Below are 17,637 nucleotides of genomic sequence, written 5' to 3'. Positions count from 1 at the left end.
CCTCTTATCTTGGAGAAGCCAGACGTTCCGAGCGATACGGAAGTCTGATGAGTATTAATACTTAACTGTATAAGTATCTCGTCCCGGAAATAGAGATCATACTATGAGGATAGGTCAAAAGGCTGGTGTGGTCTTTGTATCTAAACTGTTTGCATCCGTTTTGGGATTCATAACAACAATATACTTTGCGCGAGTTTTGGGTGCAGAAGTAATTGGTTTTTATACTGTTACTATGTCGTTAGTCGCGTGGCTAAAACTAGGCGGCAATATAGGGGTATCAACAGCTGTTACTAAGCGGATTAGCGAGGGTAGACAGCAATCGGAATTTTTCACTGTTGGATGGCTAGTCATCGGCCTTTTTGCCATTATATTTTCGACTGCAATAATCCTGTTTCGACAGGTTGTGGATAATTATGTGGGGGTGGAGGTATGGTTCTTCGTCGTCCTGCTCTTGCTTTCTGGATTATTCTCATCATACATACAATCAGCACTCACGGGAGAGGCCAAAGTGCATATCTCCGGTTTATTATCCCCTACAAACCTCATAATAAGTAGCATCTCACAGTTAACGCTAGTTTATTTTGAGTTTGGTCTGGAGGGTATGATAGTTGGTTACTTACTGGGTGAAATAGCTTCTGGCTTAATCGGATCTGGATTCATATCTTCCAGTCTAACGACGCCGAAGAGGAAGCACATTTCTAGTCTCTTCGAATATGCGAAGTTCTCGTGGCTTGGATCTGTAAAGAATCGGGCCTACAATGACACCGATATACTGGTGCTCGGAGCGCTAGTGCCTTCGTCTCTTGTTGGTGTCTATGGTGTGGCTTGGACTATCGCTAGATTCCTCGAACTCTTCGGGATGGCTGTTAGGAACACTCTTTTCCCCGAAATTAGTGGTCTTGACCCCGAAGAAGATGAAGATGAAATAGCGGGCTACGTAAACGACTCACTTGCGTTCACCGGTCTGATCGTGACGCCAGGACTGCTTGGAGGAATAGTACTCGGAGATTATATAATGTTGATCTATGGAGGTGAGTTCGTAAGGGGGTCATCTGTTCTGGGAATTCTTATTTTGGCAACACTTCTCTACACATACCAACAACAGATGATGGGTGCAATAAATGCACTCAACAGACCAGATATCACATTCAAAATCAACGCCGTTCTAATATCGACGAACGTTGTAATGAATGTTGCACTTGTCTACTTTTTTGGCTGGATCGGAGCGGCTGTAGCCACGGCCTTTACCATGTTCATCGGGACATTCATATCATATATACAACTGAATCGGATGGTCAAATTCAAGACGCCTATCCGAGAAATAGTTAGACAAATCATATCTGCCGTTATCATGGCAGTGGGGGTGTATGGCGCAAAAGGCATGATTCAAATCAACGAGGTAGAATCTGCTGAGACCATAGTTTCTCTCCTTTTACTTATATCCTTCGGTGCTGTGATCTATTTTACAATTATATATGTCCTATCTGGGAGGTTTCGGGGAGTACTTGTTCGGAATCTACCTTGGAATCTCAACTGATTTAATTATATGGAAAGGTTCATAGCCAGATAACGGAATAGCACGGAGTAGAACGAATTTACATGTGGGCTCTTAACACTATCAAAAAAGAATTTTTACAGAAGTGTATACGAATCAACAGATTCTGGTATCGTTTTAGGTATGGGTTCTCTGATTTCGATCCCATGCAAGAGGATTGGGACAATCTATTGATTGTCGACGCTGCCAGACCTGAATATACAAAAAAATATGTCAAAGGTCACATGGAGAATTCGGACTTTGATACAGTTGAGATGCCAGCTAGCTACAGCGGAGGGTTTATGCAGAAGGTTTTCAATAAAAAAGAGAATCACGACACGGTATATGTGACCGCCAACCCACACTCAGGGACCACGTTGGATCTCAAGAGTTTCCACGCAGTATGGAACCTTCTTGATACCCATTGGGACAAAGAATTAGAGACGGTCCCTCCCGAAGCTGTTGTGCAGAAGGCGAAAGAGGCCCGCGAAAAATTCCCTGACAAACGCCTTGTGGTTCACTTCATGCAACCACATTATCCGTTCCTCGGTCCTACAGGAAAAGATATTGCTGCTGGTATCGGTACTGAACTCGGAGGTGCTGATTCTCCTCACCCTTGGAACGAACAGATGTGGGGTAACAAAATTCCAAGACATAAGCTCCTGAAGGCGTACGAGGAAAACCATGAAATCGTACTTGAATCCGCAGATAAGCTAGTTGGATATCTAAAAGGAAAAACGGTGATGACCGCAGATCATGCGAACCTCATCGGTGAGCGAGGATTTCCGATACCGATGCGGATGTATGGACATATTATCGATTTCCCTCACCCGAATCTAACACGAGTCCCTTGGATCGAGATCTCTGGAGAAAGACGAGATACTGTCTCAGAACCCCCTATAAATATGGAAAAGATGGATTCTGAGACGGTAGAACACAGATTAGAGGCACTCGGTTATAAATAATAATTATTTATTGAAATATAAAGTCACTCAGCTGCCGCTACTCTTTCGTAGATCTCCACGAGATCATCATTAAGCGCATCTGTGCTGAAATTATTTTCCACAAAATGTCTGCCCTTTTTACCTATCTCTGGCCACTGTTCTGGAATTTCAATAAGACTCCGTAGGTTCTCATACAGTCTATCTACGTCACGAGGTGGCACTATTCTAGCACTCTCGCTTACTGCGTCTTCGGCCCCTCCTGCGTCGGTCGTTACGACTGGGAGACCAACGGCTTGTGCTTCCAACAGTACTGTTGGTAATCCTTCTTCTATACTTGTCAACACATATATGTGTGAGTTGTCAAGTTTCGTTATCACATCTTGTCGAGGTATATGACCGTGAAATATGACTTTGTCAGCGATATTAAGTTCATCTGCTTGTTTGCTCAGTTGTTCCTTTCGCGATCCCAGCTTGTCGCGTGTTTCCCGGTTTGATTCCCCACCGACAATGTGATATTCTAAATCGACATCTACATTATGATGCAATTTTGCTAGTGCTTTAATCCCATATTTGTGCCCTTTTATTGGTTTCAGATTTCCTACTGTGATTATTTTGACCGGATCGGGAACAGAATCTACTGTATCTGTCCATCGAAATGAGAAGTTGCTCATTATAATCCCATTAAAATGGCGGCTGATCTTTTGTTTATCAACACCTAAATTTGCAAGTTCATCACATATGTGTTTCGAAACTCCCATAAAGTGATCTCCCGTCTCAAAGAGATGCTGGTACCGTTGGGGATCTTCTCTTGCCTGTCGCACGCCGTATCCGTGAAATGTCGACACAAGGTTATCACAGACGCCAGCTTCTTTGAGAATCGCTCCGATTCTAGCTGTAGTTCCTCGATGAGCATGGATAATATCGAACGATTCTCCAATCATTGGTGACATTTTATAAATAGGATGCAATGAGAGTGCGTCCCGTCCGAACCGAAACGAATTTGCAAGCACTGTCAGTTTCGTTGGATCCGTTGCAATAATTCGTGAAAGATGTGGTCTACTGTGAGACAATCGTTTCAGTTTCGTCTTTGGTATTGTCGTATACTCTATCCGATCAGAAACCATTTCATCAACTGGGGCGTAATCCTGTTCAGGAGGACGTTGTGATGCATAAATGTGAATGTCGTATCCCCTCTCAAACATCCCTTCGATCTGATTAATACGTGCAGGAGAGCTAGCACTCGGGAAGTCGTTGACTAAGTAGGCTATTTGCATATGTTCTGTTCTGTTCTGTTTTTATATCGGTAGATATCAAACTTTGTAATTCGTGTAGATCAAATACTGTATAGAATTCTATAGGAAATGCTCTGCCGCATCTAAAATTCATTTGTCATTGTCTCTCTCATTTGGGCAGACGATATGAGTGAATGCTGACCATGTATGATTGTTCCGGATATAGTTTCTCGCACGATGGCCCATCTCTTGTCTTTCAGTTGGTGAGAGTGCTTCCAGCTGTTCAATTCCAGTTCTGACAGACTCCAGCGACAAGGTATCAAGTACCGATCCGAAGTTCTCACGCCGAATGAATTCCAGTTCGTCAGTTGTGGAGGTAATGACCGGCCGTTCACACGAGAGATATTCGTATAATTTAATCGGATTTGATGGTCGATCGGGGTCGACGACTCCGTAACAAATGTCACATGCAGAGATGTACTGATTAACCTCGCTGTGAGCAACTGCACCGATAAACTGAATCTTTCCACCAGTACTGACTTGGTCAGCAACGGCTTCCAAGTGTTCCCGTTCCGGTCCATCCCCGACAATCAGAATTGAAACATCGCAGTTGGACTCTGCTGCACCGCGCAGTAGTAGCTCAGTTTTGTGGCGTTTGTGTAGTGTCCCGACGAATCCGACAACGAACTCGTCGGGGTCGATGCCGAGAGCATCTCGCTGTTCTGTCCTCTCGATGGGATGGAACACCTCCGGGTCGACCGCGTTTGGCACAACAGTCGACGGGGGTTTGGTTGGCGGTCGACAGCGATCGACCATCTCTTTGACCTCTTGGTAGGCGACGTATGCGTTGTCTGCGAGTCGGGAATTGAGACAGACGACACGGTCCACGATCCGGCCGAAAGAAAGATTCCGTGAGACCATACCTCGGACGAGAATTGAGTATGGTGTTCGGGTTGCGCTAGCAAGCAGTGGTGGAAAGATCATAGAGGGATTGATTCTTGTAATAACGAGATCGAACTGGCGGTCACCAATAGCCCAACCGAGCTGCCAGGCTAATGCTGTCTGAAGACGGCCGTGCCAAATGAGGGTTCGCCACGTGGCTGCCTCATTTGGCTTCTCTGGAAGCGCTGTTGCCCGTTGGACTGCGGTTTCGATCTCAGCTGGAAGTTCCTTTGTCGGTGTCTGACTAAACAACTCGACCTCGACGTCGGGACGGTCCGCGAGTGCACCCACAATCTCTTTAGTTGCAACGCTGTCACCGGTTGTCCCGGAAAGATCGGCAGCTGTCACGAACGCGATACGCTTTCTGGTGTCTGTGGCCATTCTTATTTTTCAATTATCAAGTCATTGAGTACGAGAATATCGAGCCCCATTGCGTAGAAGGCTTTGATGGCTTCTTTTGGCGTCCTGATGATTGGTTCGCCGTGATCGTTGAATGATGTGTTGAGAAGAACGGGCACATCGGTGATGTCTGCGAACGCTGAGAGTAGCGCGTGGTATCGTGGATTCTGGTTCGATCGAACCGTTTGTGGGCGAGTTGTCGCGTCGTTGGGGTGGATAACAGCCGCGATCTCGTCACATTTGTGTTCAGGAATATCAAACGTTTTAATCATAAATGGTGACTCAACAGCGTCCTCTAAGTATTCGTCGGCGTCTTCATACCGTAACGAGGGTGCAAACGGACGCCATCCCTCGCGATGTTTCACAAATTCATTGACACGATCTCGAGAGGACTCTGTTCGTGGATCAGCGAGAATGCTTCTGTTACCCAATGCTCGTGGGCCGAGTTCCATCCTCCCTTGGAACCATCCGACGAGCTCTCCGTCGGCAAGTCGCTCAGCGACCGTCTGTTCTAGATCATCCGGCTCATAGTAGTCTATCTTATTGGTTTCAAGGAGATTGCGGATCTCCGCCGTCTCGAACTCGTCGCCATAGTACACATCCGTCATTGGTTCGACATCGGTTGGGTTCTGCTCTAGATATCCTGCACCGAGAGCGAGCCCGTTGTCCGCAGCTACCGGCTGTATAAATACGTTGTCGACCTCGTCTAAGTCCATTACTGCCTTGTTCAGTTTACAGTTCAGTGCGACACCACCTGCTAGTGCGACGTTATTGATACCCGTTTTATTCACATAATACGTCACAATTCCAGTTACAATCTCTTCGAGAAGTTTTTGAGCTTCGTACGCGAGATCTTTCTCCCACTGTGTGAACTCTGTCGGCGTCTCTTTTCGCTGACGGCCGAACAACCGTTCAAGATTCGCAACGTCGATTGTCTGTCCGGGCTTAGGATCGACTATCTCTGTCACATCGTACTCTACGCCCGTATCGACGGCACTACGCAGTGTTGCGGCGATATCCGTGTTTGGATTGCCGTAGGGAGCGAGTCCCATAACCTTTCCTTCACCGTTGTTTTTCCGATAGCCGAGGAATTCGGTGACCGTACCGAAGAACGACCCCAAACTGTTCGGATAATTGTACGTTCGGAGTCGTTCGATCCCGCTTTCGTCACCTCTCCAAACAACTGTTGAGTCGTACTCACCGACTCCATCGATTGTAACCACAAGCGCTCTATCGAACTCGGAGGGATGAAACGCGCTTGCCGCGTGGCACGCATGGTGTGATTTGGCTTCGATTGGTGGCACCTGTTGATTTGTATTCGATAGATGCCGTCGCACTGGCTCCACCGGCGTAAAATGTGATCGAGTATGATTTACTAATAACGAATTCAACCAATAGAGCGTCTGTAACGAGCTTTCAGAATTGAAAACACTACTCTTCAGACGATGCGGGAGGAAATGACGTCGCAGACGGAGATCGTCAGGGATGATAATTTTATCAACTTCGTGGAGTTCGATGCCACAAAAATCTAGACATGCCTGAATTGCGTTGTCTGGGAACTGGTTTTCTCCGTGCTTCTGTCGTGTGTACCGTTCTTCCTCGGCTGCAAAAACTAGTTCTCCATCGCGAAAGATAGCCGCGCTTGGATCATGATTGTGATATAGATCGATACCGGATGGGCGAAATGTTAAGATGTAAGAGACGGTCATAACTGACCTATATGAGTGAGGATAAAAAACTGCTTCTATATTTATTATTGATTCACTGGAACAACGCCATCTTGTGGTGATGGTTAATTCTGTTTCATCAATCAATATTTTAATTGCTATTGGATCTATCTTCTTTGTATGACTACTGCTTCACAGCCAAACGTTATCTTGCTTGTGTTGGATGCCTGTCGGGTAGACCGCGCACGTGATCACGCACCACATCTTCGGCAGTTGGGTAGAGATGGCGTCTGGTTTGAGAACGCGGTTGCACCCGCAACATGGACCCAACCATCACATGCCTCAATTTTCACCGGAAAATATCCACACGAACATGGTATTACACAACCTAGCCAGTCGACGGCTCCGACAGATCTCATTGACCAGTTTTCGGAGCGGGGCTACTCAACGCATGGCGTTTCGGGTAACGGGTTTGTGAGTCCACTCTGGCAATTCGACAGAGCATTCGATACGTTCCGATATACGCAGACACCAGAGCCTTTCCCAAAGGGTCTTGACACGTATACGTACCTTCGGAATCGTGATGACAATATGTCCACATCGGATATGGCGACATCGGTTATCAAAGCCTGTCTGAGACATGACCGTCCTCTACAGAGCAGTTTGAACCTCGCCAGTGTTGGAATAAATGCGTTCTCACGTCGGTACCTACCTCAACTCACTCGTATTCCCCATCAGACGTTCGTACCGAACCCACAACACAGCTATTCGCCCGAAAAAAACACAACACTGCTTGAAGAGAGGATTCACAAGGAGGCACCCAGAGATCAGCCGTTCTTTATGTTTGCCAACTATATGGATACTCATCGACCGTATCAATCACCTCCTGATCTCCAGCGAAAACATCTCGGACACCGTATTTCGAAGTCGGAGTTTGAACGACTCAACGACGATGTTGCAGCTCCGTGGGAGTTTATCCGTCTCGTACAAAACGACGCTGTCGACGATAGTGATCTCGAGACACTCCGTCATATGTATGCTGCTTCTGTGGAATCTGTAGATCGCCACATCCAGCGGCTGGTTGATGCTGTTGATGAGGCGGGTATTCGAGACGAGACTGCAATCGTCGTCGTTGGCGATCATGGAGAAAACCTCGGCGAAACTGACTGCATGGGTCGACAGCGTTTCGGTCATGAAGCATCTATCAGTGACGCTCTTGCTCGCGTTCCGTTTGTTATTTCACATCCGGAACTAAACGGAAATATCGAAGAGTTAGTTTCGGTTAAAGATGTCTATGATTTCCTCCTACAGGCTAGTGATCCGGACGTTCCGACGGAGGACGTTACACCTGTCGAACCCGATTCTGAACCAGTCGTCTGCGAGTATCCTGCATTAGGAGACAACGAATTCTACGACAGATATCCGGACATTGATCGTAGCTACTTGCGCCAGCGTGTCTCGGTGAATTCTGTCGCAGCGTATGAAGACGACTGGCGAATAATCATCGAATCTGATGGTACAGAACTAGCTTTCCATGCCGACGAACAAGCTGAGATCGAAACGGCTCCGACGACTGTTGTTCGAACTGCTCGCGATGCGTGCGAGCAACTATCGACTCTCTCCGGAGTCGACACAGCGCCGGAAACTAAATCTCGATTGAAAGAACTCGGCTACTTGTAATAAATAGATTCTCTGACAATATGTATGACAAGATATAATATGTGTGTATATCAAAAGGCGTTTATTGTTGTATTACCCAGCGGCTGATGATGCATTTCATTATTGCTATTCGCCCTCTTCAGCCATCATTTATATCTATTGAAGACTATAGGACTATATTGACATCAGCACGAACTCATCGTGGGAACACTGGTGTATCTAAATGAGCATAGTTGTCCTCGGAATCGATGCGTTAGATCCGGATATTCTCGACGGAGAGGAGCACCCGAATCTCTGTTTAGACGCCTCCAAAGAGATCGACACCGTCCTCTCCTCGCAGACTGGTCGACCGAGCACTCACGAGCTGTGGCCCAGCATCATCACCGGATTGCCGCCCGAAGCTCACGGGATTGAGCTCAAAGAAGGCCTCGCATGGGAGAACCCGGTATTCAGTGCAGCCAGTCGGCTGTCGACGGTCCTACTCCCGAAGCAGGTACAGGTCAAGTTGGGTGCGTGGTTACTCGACAACACCGACGAGGGGAACTTCAGGACGCCCGCCTCCTACTACGAGGAACACGTACTCGAAACGGTGTTTGATGACGCAACCTCGAAGGCGATCGGGATCCCGAACTACGTTGTTGATCCCGACGACGAAGACAGGGAACACGAACTCCGGAAGAACATGGGCGAGCTGTTCCAGCTCGATCTGGAGGACGAAACCGACCATCGGCACACGACATCCGATCCGGGTAAGTTCTACGAACGCTGTATGGAGATGTCGATGGTACGGATCGCACTGACACGGCGAGCCCTCAGGGGTCAACGATACGAACTCGTGTTCGGATACACCAGCGGGCTGGATCTGATCGGCCACGTTTCGTACGCCGAACCGGGGCTACAGGAACGGGCCTACAGGGAGTTCGACGAGTTTGTCGGTGAACTCCGGGCCGACCTTGGCGACGACGACGAACTCTTGCTCGTGAGCGACCACGGACTCCAAGAGGGTGAACACACCGAGACCGCCGCGGTTGCGGCTACCGACGAGCGATTGATTGCCGATATCGAGTCGATTCTCGATCTGAAATCAGCCGTCGAAACCGAGCTTTCCGAGACGGATCACACGCCCGCACAGCAGGAATCACACACTCGGATCGGTGAGGGCGAGAAGGGCCGTGAGGTCCAACAGCACCTCGAAGACCTCGGCTATATGTGACTATCTCGTGAGGTCCGCCATCCGGTCCGTTGTAATCCCCTCGTTCCGACCGAGCTGCATCATAAATCGGCGGAGCGGCTGCCGTTGGGCACGGTGGGCAATGTTGTATAGATGTGTCCAGTAGTGGACCCCCGACTCCGTACGTATCGCCGCGTCCAGCCCGGATTTCAGGAACCCTTCGTGCCGTCTCTGACGAATGGCTTCAGGTAGCAGACGGTAGGCTGGATGTGGGGCTGATACACCGCGGGAAAGATACGGCGCGCTCAGCGTCATCACCGGCGAAATGTACGTTTCGACGACGCCGTTGACGGTGGTCGGCTCGTCGAGGGGGTTGTTTCGGGTGAGTGTCCAGAGGTACCGTCCGAGGGGGTTCGACGGCGGGCGTTCGTCGACTGGCAGCCGCAGCACGCCAATGCTGTGTCGCTGGAGGAGGTCTGACGGCGGTTTCCGGTGGCGAGGTGGGACCAGCGAGACGACATCTTCTGTGTGGAGTTCGGCGACACGATCCAACTCCCAGTTGAGGACGGCATCGCTCACCTCGTCACAGAGGACGTGACTGAACGTGTGGGTACAGAGTTCGTGGTCGACCTCGGCGTCTCGAATCCACTCGGCCATCTCGGGTGCATAAAACAGTGGGTCGGTGTCGGCATCGGTTCCTGGATCACGGTCGAACCAATCGTCGGGATGGGGACCGTCGTGGTCGCCGTCACACGAGTCGAGCAGCAGATGACCGACCATGTTGAACGTGATCGGAATCCCGAACTCGTCACACAGATCCAGCAGCCATCGCAGTGCCGCACGTTCGGCACTGCCGTCGTCGCTCAGTTCAGCGACTGCCGATGGGGGTTTCTTGTCGTGAAACCCCCACCCTAGCTCGATCTCGACACTTATCCTAGCGGTCGCCGTCATCTGATTCAGTAGTAGAATGGAGGTGATAAAGATATATGCGTCGATCCGTCTAATCGCACCTATGGCTGATGAACGCCCCCGTACTGTCGTGTTCGGACTCGACGGTGCTCATTTCGAACTCCTCGAGCCCTGGATCGAAGCCGGTGAGTTACCGAACATCGAACAGGCCATAGAGACGGGGATAACCGCTGATCTCGAATCCGTCCTGCCGCCGGTGACATCTCCGAACTGGAAAGCGTATGCGACGGGCAAAAACCCCGGGAAGTTAGGCATCTTTTGGTGGGAGAACATCGACGTCGACGACCGGCGCATCTACTATCCACAGGATCGCAAACACAGACAGCGGGAGTACTGGGAGATCCTCTCGGATCACGAGCGGCCGGGTGTCATGGGGGTGCCGACTACCTATCCGCCCAAAAACGTCGACGAATTCGTGATCGCTGGCGCACCGGACGGCAGAAACGAGGGGTTTGCTTACCCGGAGGCACTCGAAGACCGACTCATCGAGGATCACGACTACCGCGTCACCATCAAAAACGAGCTACGAGCGACTCCGGATAAAGCCGCCGAGGAGATCCTCGAGGTGATGGAGACGCGGTTCACCGTCGCCCGTGAGCTCTTCGAGGAGTACGATTTGACATTCCTTCAGGTAACGACCTTCTACATCAATTCGCTTCAACACTATCTCTGGGACGACGAGTATACCCTTCGTGGGTGGAAGATCATCGACGATCACCTCGGCTGGTTCCTTGATGAGGGTCACGATGTTGTGTTGATGAGCGATCACGGGTCGACGGCGGTCGATACCGTGTTCCACATCAATTCCTGGTTGGAACAACAGGGCTATCTCACACTCGATGCGGATGCAGCGAAACTCGTCCACCGTCTCGGAATCAATCGTGACCGGCTCCTTCGACTCCTCTCGGCGTTCGGGCTACAGGCGCTCGCGGTTCGCCTCGCCCCACAGTTCCTCCTGGATCTCATTCCCGACGAGCAGGGAGAACTCCCCAGAGAGAGCAAGACCTCGAACATCGATTGGGATCGGACCGATGTTGTCGCAAGCGGACAGGGACCGATCTATCTCACGGTCGGCCGCGATGCTGACCGATACGAGCAACTCCGTACCGAGGTGATACAGCGGCTCGAATCGCTGACTGGCCCTGATGGACGACCAGTTGCGACGGCCGTCCACCGTGGCGAAGACGTCTATTCGGGTGAGTACAGCAACGAAATTCCCGACATCGTGATTGACCAGCGTAACGGCGTCCACATTCAGGGAAGCATCGGACGCCAGCAGGTGTTCAGCGATCCGGCCGACGACGGCTGGAAGGGGGAAAACAAACGCGAGGGGTTGTTCGTCGCGACCGGCCCGAGCTTCGAGACGGGATCAGCCGAGACGCTCAGTATACTGGATCTCGCACCGACGCTGTTGCATCTGCGTGGCTACGACGTTCCAACCGATATGGACGGCGAGGTTCGGGGCGATGTGTTCGATCCGAACAGCGACTCGGCCCAACGGGAGCCGTCCTACGAGGTCATAGACGAGACGGCCCTCGAAAAACGGCGTGTCCGCCGGGCCGTCCGGGCGGCGTTCTAGCTGAGGTAGCCGAGGTCTTCGAGACGGTCTTCGACGTCCTGATCCATCGCTGTTCCGCCGTCTTCGAGTTCTTCCAACACTGTCCGGAGCACCATCTGACAGTACTCCTCGGTCGACTCGAAGCCGTTGTTCGTCGCTCGCCCGTCGAGCCGAGCGTACAGATCGTCGTCCAACTCGATAGTCCGTGACATGGGCTGCTGTTGTCCACTCGGGTAAATCAATGTAGCTATCGGACCGACGCGAAGACGCGCCGATACTTCTCGACGACGGCATCGAACCCATACTGCTCGACGACGAACGATCGAGCCCGCTGGCTTGCCGCCTCAAGTTGTTCGTCGTTACGCACCAGCCGCTCGATGCGAGCCGCTATCTCCGCCGCCGACTCGTCCTCGAGCAGCCACCCCGTTTCACCGTCGTGGACGACGTCCGGAATCCCGCCGACGGGAGTCGCACAGACGGGTGTTCCACAGGCCATCGATTCGAGCGCCGTCGTCGGCACTCCTTCGGTGCGTGAGGTCATCACCAGTAGACGGAAGCTGCCGAGGAACGCTGGAACCTCGTCGTGGTCGACCCAGCCGGGGAGTCTGACGCTACCACGGTCGATCTTCTCGGCCAGTTCGTTTTCGATCCGTGGCCGGAGAGTACCATCGCCGACGAAGACGAACTCGATGTCGTCGGGGAGCTGTTTCACCACCTCGGTCAGCACGTCGACGCCTTTCTCCTCGTCGAGGCGGCCGAGGTAGCCGATCGTTCGCTCACGGTCGGCGAACGGTGTCGTCGGCGCAAACCGATCGATGTCGACCGGCCGCGCGCCGTGTTCGTGGATTTTGTGCTGGTATCTCGGAGCCTGCAGATCGAGATCGTCGGCCATTGATGGTGAAAGCAGTAGGATGGCATCGGAGGCGAGGTAGCCAGCGCGTTCAAGTAGCCACACCGGCCGTGAAAGCAGGAACGCCAACCGATCGGGGAGGCGGTCAGCCCAGATCCGGTAGAGGGAATCGGGGACGTTCCCCCGCGGTTCGACGATGACCCTTTTTCCTAACAGTCGTGACAGCAGTATCGGTAGCAGGTAGGATACGGCACCAAAGAACAGCACGATCTCCTCGTCGCGCCGTCGGAGTTCGCTGCACATCCGTATCTGGTTCCGTATGAATCGTACTGCTGCAGTGCCGACTGACTCCCCCGTTTCCGAGCTGCTTATTTCACACACCTCGTAGCTGTCCCATACATCGGAGTCCTCGGGGAGGTTCGCGGTTATCAGAGAGACTGAACTCGCAGCCGCGGACACAACCCCCAGAAGCCCACCGACAGCCGCTTCGCTCGCGGTCGACAGGGGATGTGTAACCACACAGACCGACCGATCAGTCTCGATTCCGGCGTCCATGCTATCCACGATATCACCCGTTGTTTAAATCGTTGTGACTACCGCCACTGTGTGAATGCGTACAGATATCCGAGTCCGACACACGAGGTAAACACGAAAAGCATGAGTAACTTCGTCGCTTCGATCAGCGACGGTCCTCGGATAGCGTTCGATAACCGGGCGGGCATATGTCGAACGAGGAGATCGACGAGATACGCCGACTCTTCAGTATTCGATTCGGGAACGAGGACTTCCATTGCCCGTTTCGAGTATCCCTGCCAGAACGCCCGCTGGAGGAGCCACTCGGGTCGTGTTCGGTAGTCGAATACCTTGTGGCCTACTTCGGCCTCAGGCTCGTACCACACACCACGTCCATATTGGTCATGTAGCCGTGCACACAGTTCCGTCTCACCACCCTGTAGGTTCCGATCACCTTTTCGTCCACCAATATCTGTATCGAAGCCGTCGAGAGCCTCAAACACGTCCGCCCGAAACGAAATGTTCGATCCGAACGTGTTCCGTACCTCTCCCGGTTCCTCGGCAAACCCGCGGTGAGTCACGCCGATAAGCCAATGGAACTCCTCCGGCAGGAACGACGGCTTCCCGGCAACCCACAGCGGTGTCATACTACCGCCAGCAGCGATCGCCTCTTCGTCCTTGTAGGCCCGAACCAGCCGTTCGATCCACCGTTCGTCCGCCACGGCATCGTCATCAATAAACGCCACGACATCCCCACTGGCTACGCTGGCTCCCCGGTTTCGACTTTCGAGTAGCCCGATATTCTCCTCGTTACACTGGATCACGACGTCGTCGCGCGTTCCGTAGTCAGCAACGACCTGATCGTACACGGCCTCCGTGCCGTCGACGATCACGACAAGCTCCACAGATCCATACGTTTGCGAGAGGATGCTGTCGGCTGCCTCCCTGAAATGGTTGTACATATCTTCCGCGTACGTACAGAGGACGACCGACACGTGCACATTCTACGTGAATTTCGGTGTTCGTTTAGCTGTTTCGACTCGGTGATAGGTACCGTTGATCACTGGGATCCCACGCACAGTTTCACAAGCCTTATTGACTGTTTGTATCTGTGACAAACTAATGAAAGACGCGATCGTCGACTCCGTTCGGGACGCAACACAGGCCGACTCGCTCGGCGAGGCATTGAAAGAACTCTACCACGTGCCAGTGCTGGGTGCTGTCATTGCGTTCATGTTGGCCGTTCGTCTTCGTGCGCTCGGTAACTTCCAAACTAACGGGGGCGTTACGTTCCGCGGAAACGACCCGTGGTATCATTTCCGACAGACGTCGTATCTCCTGGACAACTTCCCCTGGACGATGCCGTTCGATCCGCTGACGAACTACCCCTCGGGAACGAGTTCGGCACAGTTCGGGACGCTCTACGATCAGATCGTCTCTGGATTTATCCTCCTGACGAGTTTCGGTAACCCATCCGGGGAGTACGCCGGAGTGATCATGCTCATTGCGGCCCCTGTATTTGCTGCAGCGGCTGTCGTTCCGGCCTACTATATCGCCGCACGGTTCGCCGGGCGCGGCCCTGCTCTCGTCGGAGTCGTCGTCTTCGCACTCCTTCCAGGAACGTTCCTCAACTACTCGCTGGTCGGATTCTACGACCACCATGCGGCCGAAGTCTTCTTCCAGACGCTCGGTGTGCTGGGTTTCGTTGTCGCGCTTTCGGTCGCACAACGAGAACAGCCGGTCTGGGAGCTGGTTGCCGACCGTGATTTCGACGCGCTCCGTCGACCACTGGCCTACTCGGTTGCGGCTGGCGTCGCGGCCGCGCTTTATATGTGGGCGTGGCCGCCGGGCATTCTCCTGGTCGGATTTACCGGTATCTTCTTTGCGGTCAAACTCACGAGCGACGTCTACCACGGATCGAGTCCGGAGCCGATCGCGTTTGTCGGTGCTGTGTCGATGACTGTCACCGGGCTGCTAATGTTCGTCCCGCTCAATCAGTTCACGATCGGAGGCGCAACGAGTAACTCACTGCTCCACGTGGTCCTGCCGCTCGGTGTTGCGCTGGGCTGCGTCTTCCTCGCTGCGCTCGCACGCGTATGGGATGACCGTGATATCGATCTCTTGCTGTATCCCGTTACAGTCGTCGGAATTCTGGCCGTGCTGGCCGTGATCTTTTCGAGTTTCGTTCAGCAACTCCTCTCATCACTCATCACGCGGGTCGGCTTCAGTGCGACTGCCAATGCGCAGACTATCGGTGAAGCAGCGCCGCCGCTTGCCCGACAGTCCGCTTTCAATTTCATCTACACCGAGTACGGGCTCGCCTTCTTCACCGCCGTCATCGCGGCAATCGTCGTGTTGGCTCGCCCGCTCATCCGGAGCGATGATATCAGGGACACGGGCTACGTTGTCGGCTCCCTTGCCACCATTGGCTTGATCTATCTCGCAACCCCTGTGTTCGAAACGATCGCCGGAGTGTTCGGCACCAGTTGGCAGATCATCGGGCTGCTCATTGCGTCCGGCATTCTTGTCGGTGCAACGCTGCGCCACCGGTACGATGCGGCGGAGCTGTATCTCATCGTCTGGGCGGCATTCATTACGTCAGCCGCGTTCACACAGGTGCGGTTCAACTACTACCTCGCAGTCGTCGTTGCGGTATTCACGGCAATCTTCGTCGGTCAGGTGTTCGGTTATCTGGACGTGACGGCCGCCGGTGAATCGCTGCGGGCGTCGATACAGAGCCTCGAAGGCTGGCAGGTGATGGTTGCAGTGGCAGTGCTGCTCGTCGTAACCGCACCGCTGTTGGTTCCCTTCGCGGGGTCGGCGTGGGCTACGGCCGACCGAAACGGTCCAGGAGCAGTCACTCAGTGGGACGATACGTTCGAGTGGATGAGCAGCGAGACTCCCCAACCCGGTGAACTCGGCGGTGCTGACAACGCCATGGAACACTACGGTGCTTATGATCGCCCTGACGACGGTGACTTCGACTATCCCGAGGGAGCCTACGGTGTCCAATCATGGTGGGACTACGGCCACTGGATCACAACTCAGGGCGAACGGATTCCGAACGCTAATCCCTTCCAGCAGGGTGCAACTGAGGCGGCTAACTACCTGTTGGCTCCGTCCGAACAGGAAGCTGCCGACGCCCTCAACGAGAAGATGGGTGAAGACGGACAGACCCGGTACGTGATGGTCGACTGGGAAATGATCTCGCCGAGTTCGAAGTTCGGTGCGCCGATCGTCTTCAACAATAATGTCAGCGAGAGTGATTTCATCGAACAGACCTATCCGCTTGTGCAGGGCCAACAGGGTCAACAACAGCTCGGCCAGCCGATCACGCTCCGCACCCAGCGGTACTACGACAGCCAGATGATCCGGCTGTATAACTACCATGGGAGCGCGGTCGACCCCGATCCAATCGTCGTCGAGACTGAGCCGCAGACCGCCCAGACGAGCAGCGGCCAACAGGTCACCGTCCCCGGCTTCGATCCGGAGTCGGGTGTCCAAACGTTTGACACGCTCGATGAGGCCCGAGACTACGTCAACGAGACACCGAACGCCCAACTCGGCGGAATCGGTGCGAACCCGACCGAGCGCGTCGACGCGCTCGAACACTACCGACTGGTCAACACCGCCGAATCGAACGCGCTCAGAAGCTCTCGTGACTTCCAAAGTGAGGTGTTCTACCAGGCCCAAGCGACCAACCTCGACATCAATCAGGTCATTAAAACGAGCCCGAGCTGGGTGAAAACCTTCGAACGGGTTCCCGGGGCAACTGTCGACGGCACGGGTGCTGAACCCGACACGGAAGTCCGTGCGACCGTCGAGATGGAGATTCCCGAATCCGGTGAGACGTTCACCTACTCCCAGTATGCGACCGCCGACGCCGAGGGGAACTTCGAGATGACGCTGCCGTACTCCACGACGGGGTACGACGAGTTCGGCCCGGAAAACGGCTACACCAACACGAGCGTACAAGCAACCGGCCAGTACGTCTTCAGTAGCGATACCGGGGAAGGCGGCACTGCATCGGTTGAGGAGGCACAGGTCGTCGGTGTGGATGACAGCGCCGTCGATGTCGAACTCACAGACCAATCAGTCGATGTCCCCGAGAGCGAAACAGCAGTCGAAAGCGGTGCGTAATCGGACCGCCAGCTAACCTATTTATTCGCAGTCGCGTCCGCAGTCGATTGTTTTCTGAT

General features: G+C 53.0%; 13 protein-coding genes. 6 read left to right on the top strand and 7 right to left on the bottom strand.

Annotated elements, in window-relative coordinates; translation table 11 throughout:
• Nucleotides 1-103: 103 nt before the first annotated feature.
• Both NO877_RS09170 and NO877_RS09165 read left to right on the top strand, forming a co-directional pair.
• Entirely contained in the window at nucleotides 104-1,537 is a 1,434-nt protein-coding gene (locus NO877_RS09170) for an oligosaccharide flippase family protein (RefSeq protein ID WP_256396034.1), read from the top strand.
• 164 nt (nucleotides 1,538-1,701) lie between these two features.
• Nucleotides 1,702-2,499: an alkaline phosphatase family protein gene (locus NO877_RS09165; protein ID WP_256396033.1), complete on the top strand. Its 798-nt coding sequence runs from the start codon at nucleotides 1,702-1,704 to the stop codon at nucleotides 2,497-2,499.
• 23 nt (nucleotides 2,500-2,522) lie between these two features.
• Here NO877_RS09165 and NO877_RS09160 read toward each other — a convergent pair whose 3' ends face one another.
• The 3 genes from NO877_RS09160 to NO877_RS09150 all read right to left on the bottom strand — a co-directional run bounded on the left by NO877_RS09160 (nucleotide 2,523) and on the right by NO877_RS09150 (nucleotide 6,760).
• Nucleotides 2,523-3,680 carry a glycosyltransferase gene (locus NO877_RS09160; RefSeq protein WP_256396249.1) on the bottom strand — a complete coding sequence of 386 codons (1,158 nt, stop codon included), beginning with the start codon at nucleotides 3,678-3,680 and terminating at the stop codon, nucleotides 2,523-2,525.
• A 180-nt stretch (nucleotides 3,681-3,860) separates the two neighbouring features.
• A complete protein-coding gene (locus NO877_RS09155; protein ID WP_256396032.1) occupies nucleotides 3,861-5,033 on the bottom strand; it encodes a glycosyltransferase family 4 protein in 1,173 nt (390 codons plus the stop codon).
• Between the two features lie 2 nt (nucleotides 5,034-5,035).
• A complete protein-coding gene (locus tag NO877_RS09150) occupies nucleotides 5,036-6,760 on the bottom strand; it encodes a carbamoyltransferase family protein (RefSeq protein WP_256396031.1) in 1,725 nt (574 codons plus the stop codon).
• 138 nt (nucleotides 6,761-6,898) lie between these two features.
• Here NO877_RS09150 and NO877_RS09145 point away from each other — a divergent pair, with 138 nt between their 5' ends.
• Together NO877_RS09145 and NO877_RS09140 are read left to right on the top strand one after the other, a co-directional pair.
• Nucleotides 6,899-8,398: a sulfatase gene (locus tag NO877_RS09145; RefSeq protein ID WP_256396030.1), complete on the top strand. Its 1,500-nt coding sequence runs from the start codon at nucleotides 6,899-6,901 to the stop codon at nucleotides 8,396-8,398.
• Between the two features lie 202 nt (nucleotides 8,399-8,600).
• Nucleotides 8,601-9,590 (top strand): alkaline phosphatase family protein, encoded by a 990-nt coding sequence (locus NO877_RS09140; RefSeq protein ID WP_256396029.1) that lies wholly within the window; start codon nucleotides 8,601-8,603, stop codon nucleotides 9,588-9,590.
• Here the strand turns inward: NO877_RS09140 and NO877_RS09135 are convergent, their stop codons facing one another.
• Nucleotides 9,591-10,499, bottom strand: coding sequence for a polysaccharide deacetylase family protein (locus NO877_RS09135; protein WP_256396028.1), 909 nt, complete (start codon nucleotides 10,497-10,499; stop codon nucleotides 9,591-9,593).
• A 61-nt stretch (nucleotides 10,500-10,560) separates the two neighbouring features.
• Between NO877_RS09135 and NO877_RS09130 the strand changes: the two genes are divergently transcribed.
• Nucleotides 10,561-12,096: an alkaline phosphatase family protein gene (locus NO877_RS09130; RefSeq protein ID WP_256396027.1), complete on the top strand. Its 1,536-nt coding sequence runs from the start codon at nucleotides 10,561-10,563 to the stop codon at nucleotides 12,094-12,096.
• On the opposite strand, the gene NO877_RS09125 is transcribed toward NO877_RS09130, so the two are convergent.
• Genes NO877_RS09125 through aglG form a run of 3 tightly spaced genes read right to left on the bottom strand, consistent with a single transcriptional unit; the run spans nucleotide 12,093 to nucleotide 14,439 of the window.
• Nucleotides 12,093-12,287: a hypothetical protein gene (locus NO877_RS09125; RefSeq protein WP_256396026.1), complete on the bottom strand. Its 195-nt coding sequence runs from the start codon at nucleotides 12,285-12,287 to the stop codon at nucleotides 12,093-12,095. The genes NO877_RS09130 and NO877_RS09125 overlap by 4 nt on opposite strands.
• Nucleotides 12,288-12,322: 35 nt before the next feature.
• The gene (locus tag NO877_RS09120) at nucleotides 12,323-13,480 is read right to left on the bottom strand and encodes a glycosyltransferase family 4 protein (protein WP_256396025.1); all 1,158 of its coding nucleotides are present in this window, start codon (nucleotides 13,478-13,480) and stop codon (nucleotides 12,323-12,325) included.
• A 38-nt stretch (nucleotides 13,481-13,518) separates the two neighbouring features.
• Nucleotides 13,519-14,439 (bottom strand): glucosyl-dolichyl phosphate glucuronosyltransferase, encoded by a 921-nt coding sequence (aglG, locus tag NO877_RS09115; protein ID WP_256396024.1) that lies wholly within the window; start codon nucleotides 14,437-14,439, stop codon nucleotides 13,519-13,521.
• Between the two features lie 121 nt (nucleotides 14,440-14,560).
• On the opposite strand from aglG, the gene NO877_RS09110 reads away from it, so the two are divergent.
• Nucleotides 14,561-17,578 (top strand): oligosaccharyl transferase, archaeosortase A system-associated, encoded by a 3,018-nt coding sequence (locus tag NO877_RS09110; protein WP_256396023.1) that lies wholly within the window; start codon nucleotides 14,561-14,563, stop codon nucleotides 17,576-17,578.
• Nucleotides 17,579-17,637 lie beyond the last annotated feature (59 nt).

Source organism: Halohasta litorea (assembly GCF_024494645.1).
Lineage (GTDB): Archaea > Halobacteriota > Halobacteria > Halobacteriales > Haloferacaceae > Halohasta > Halohasta litorea.
The sequence above is the reverse complement of the archived record's forward strand: the minus strand, read 5'-3'. Positions and strand labels throughout refer to the sequence as shown.

What these genes read in the sequence shown, in the direction of transcription:
- NO877_RS09140 (WP_256396029.1), top strand. Translation starts at nt 8,601, where the DNA reads ATGAGCATAGTTGTCCTCGGAATCGATGCGTTAGATCCGGATATTCTC.
- NO877_RS09155 (WP_256396032.1), bottom strand. Translation starts at nt 5,033, where the DNA reads ATGGCCACAGACACCAGAAAGCGTATCGCGTTCGTGACAGCTGCCGAT.
- NO877_RS09110 (WP_256396023.1), top strand. Translation starts at nt 14,561, where the DNA reads ATGAAAGACGCGATCGTCGACTCCGTTCGGGACGCAACACAGGCCGAC.
- NO877_RS09135 (WP_256396028.1), bottom strand. Translation starts at nt 10,499, where the DNA reads ATGACGGCGACCGCTAGGATAAGTGTCGAGATCGAGCTAGGGTGGGGG.
- NO877_RS09150 (WP_256396031.1), bottom strand. Translation starts at nt 6,760, where the DNA reads ATGACCGTCTCTTACATCTTAACATTTCGCCCATCCGGTATCGATCTA.
- NO877_RS09165 (WP_256396033.1), top strand. Translation starts at nt 1,702, where the DNA reads ATGCAAGAGGATTGGGACAATCTATTGATTGTCGACGCTGCCAGACCT.
- NO877_RS09125 (WP_256396026.1), bottom strand. Translation starts at nt 12,287, where the DNA reads ATGTCACGGACTATCGAGTTGGACGACGATCTGTACGCTCGGCTCGAC.
- NO877_RS09170 (WP_256396034.1), top strand. Translation starts at nt 104, where the DNA reads ATGAGGATAGGTCAAAAGGCTGGTGTGGTCTTTGTATCTAAACTGTTT.
- NO877_RS09130 (WP_256396027.1), top strand. Translation starts at nt 10,561, where the DNA reads ATGGCTGATGAACGCCCCCGTACTGTCGTGTTCGGACTCGACGGTGCT.
- NO877_RS09120 (WP_256396025.1), bottom strand. Translation starts at nt 13,480, where the DNA reads ATGGACGCCGGAATCGAGACTGATCGGTCGGTCTGTGTGGTTACACAT.
- NO877_RS09145 (WP_256396030.1), top strand. Translation starts at nt 6,899, where the DNA reads ATGACTACTGCTTCACAGCCAAACGTTATCTTGCTTGTGTTGGATGCC.
- NO877_RS09160 (WP_256396249.1), bottom strand. Translation starts at nt 3,680, where the DNA reads ATGTTTGAGAGGGGATACGACATTCACATTTATGCATCACAACGTCCT.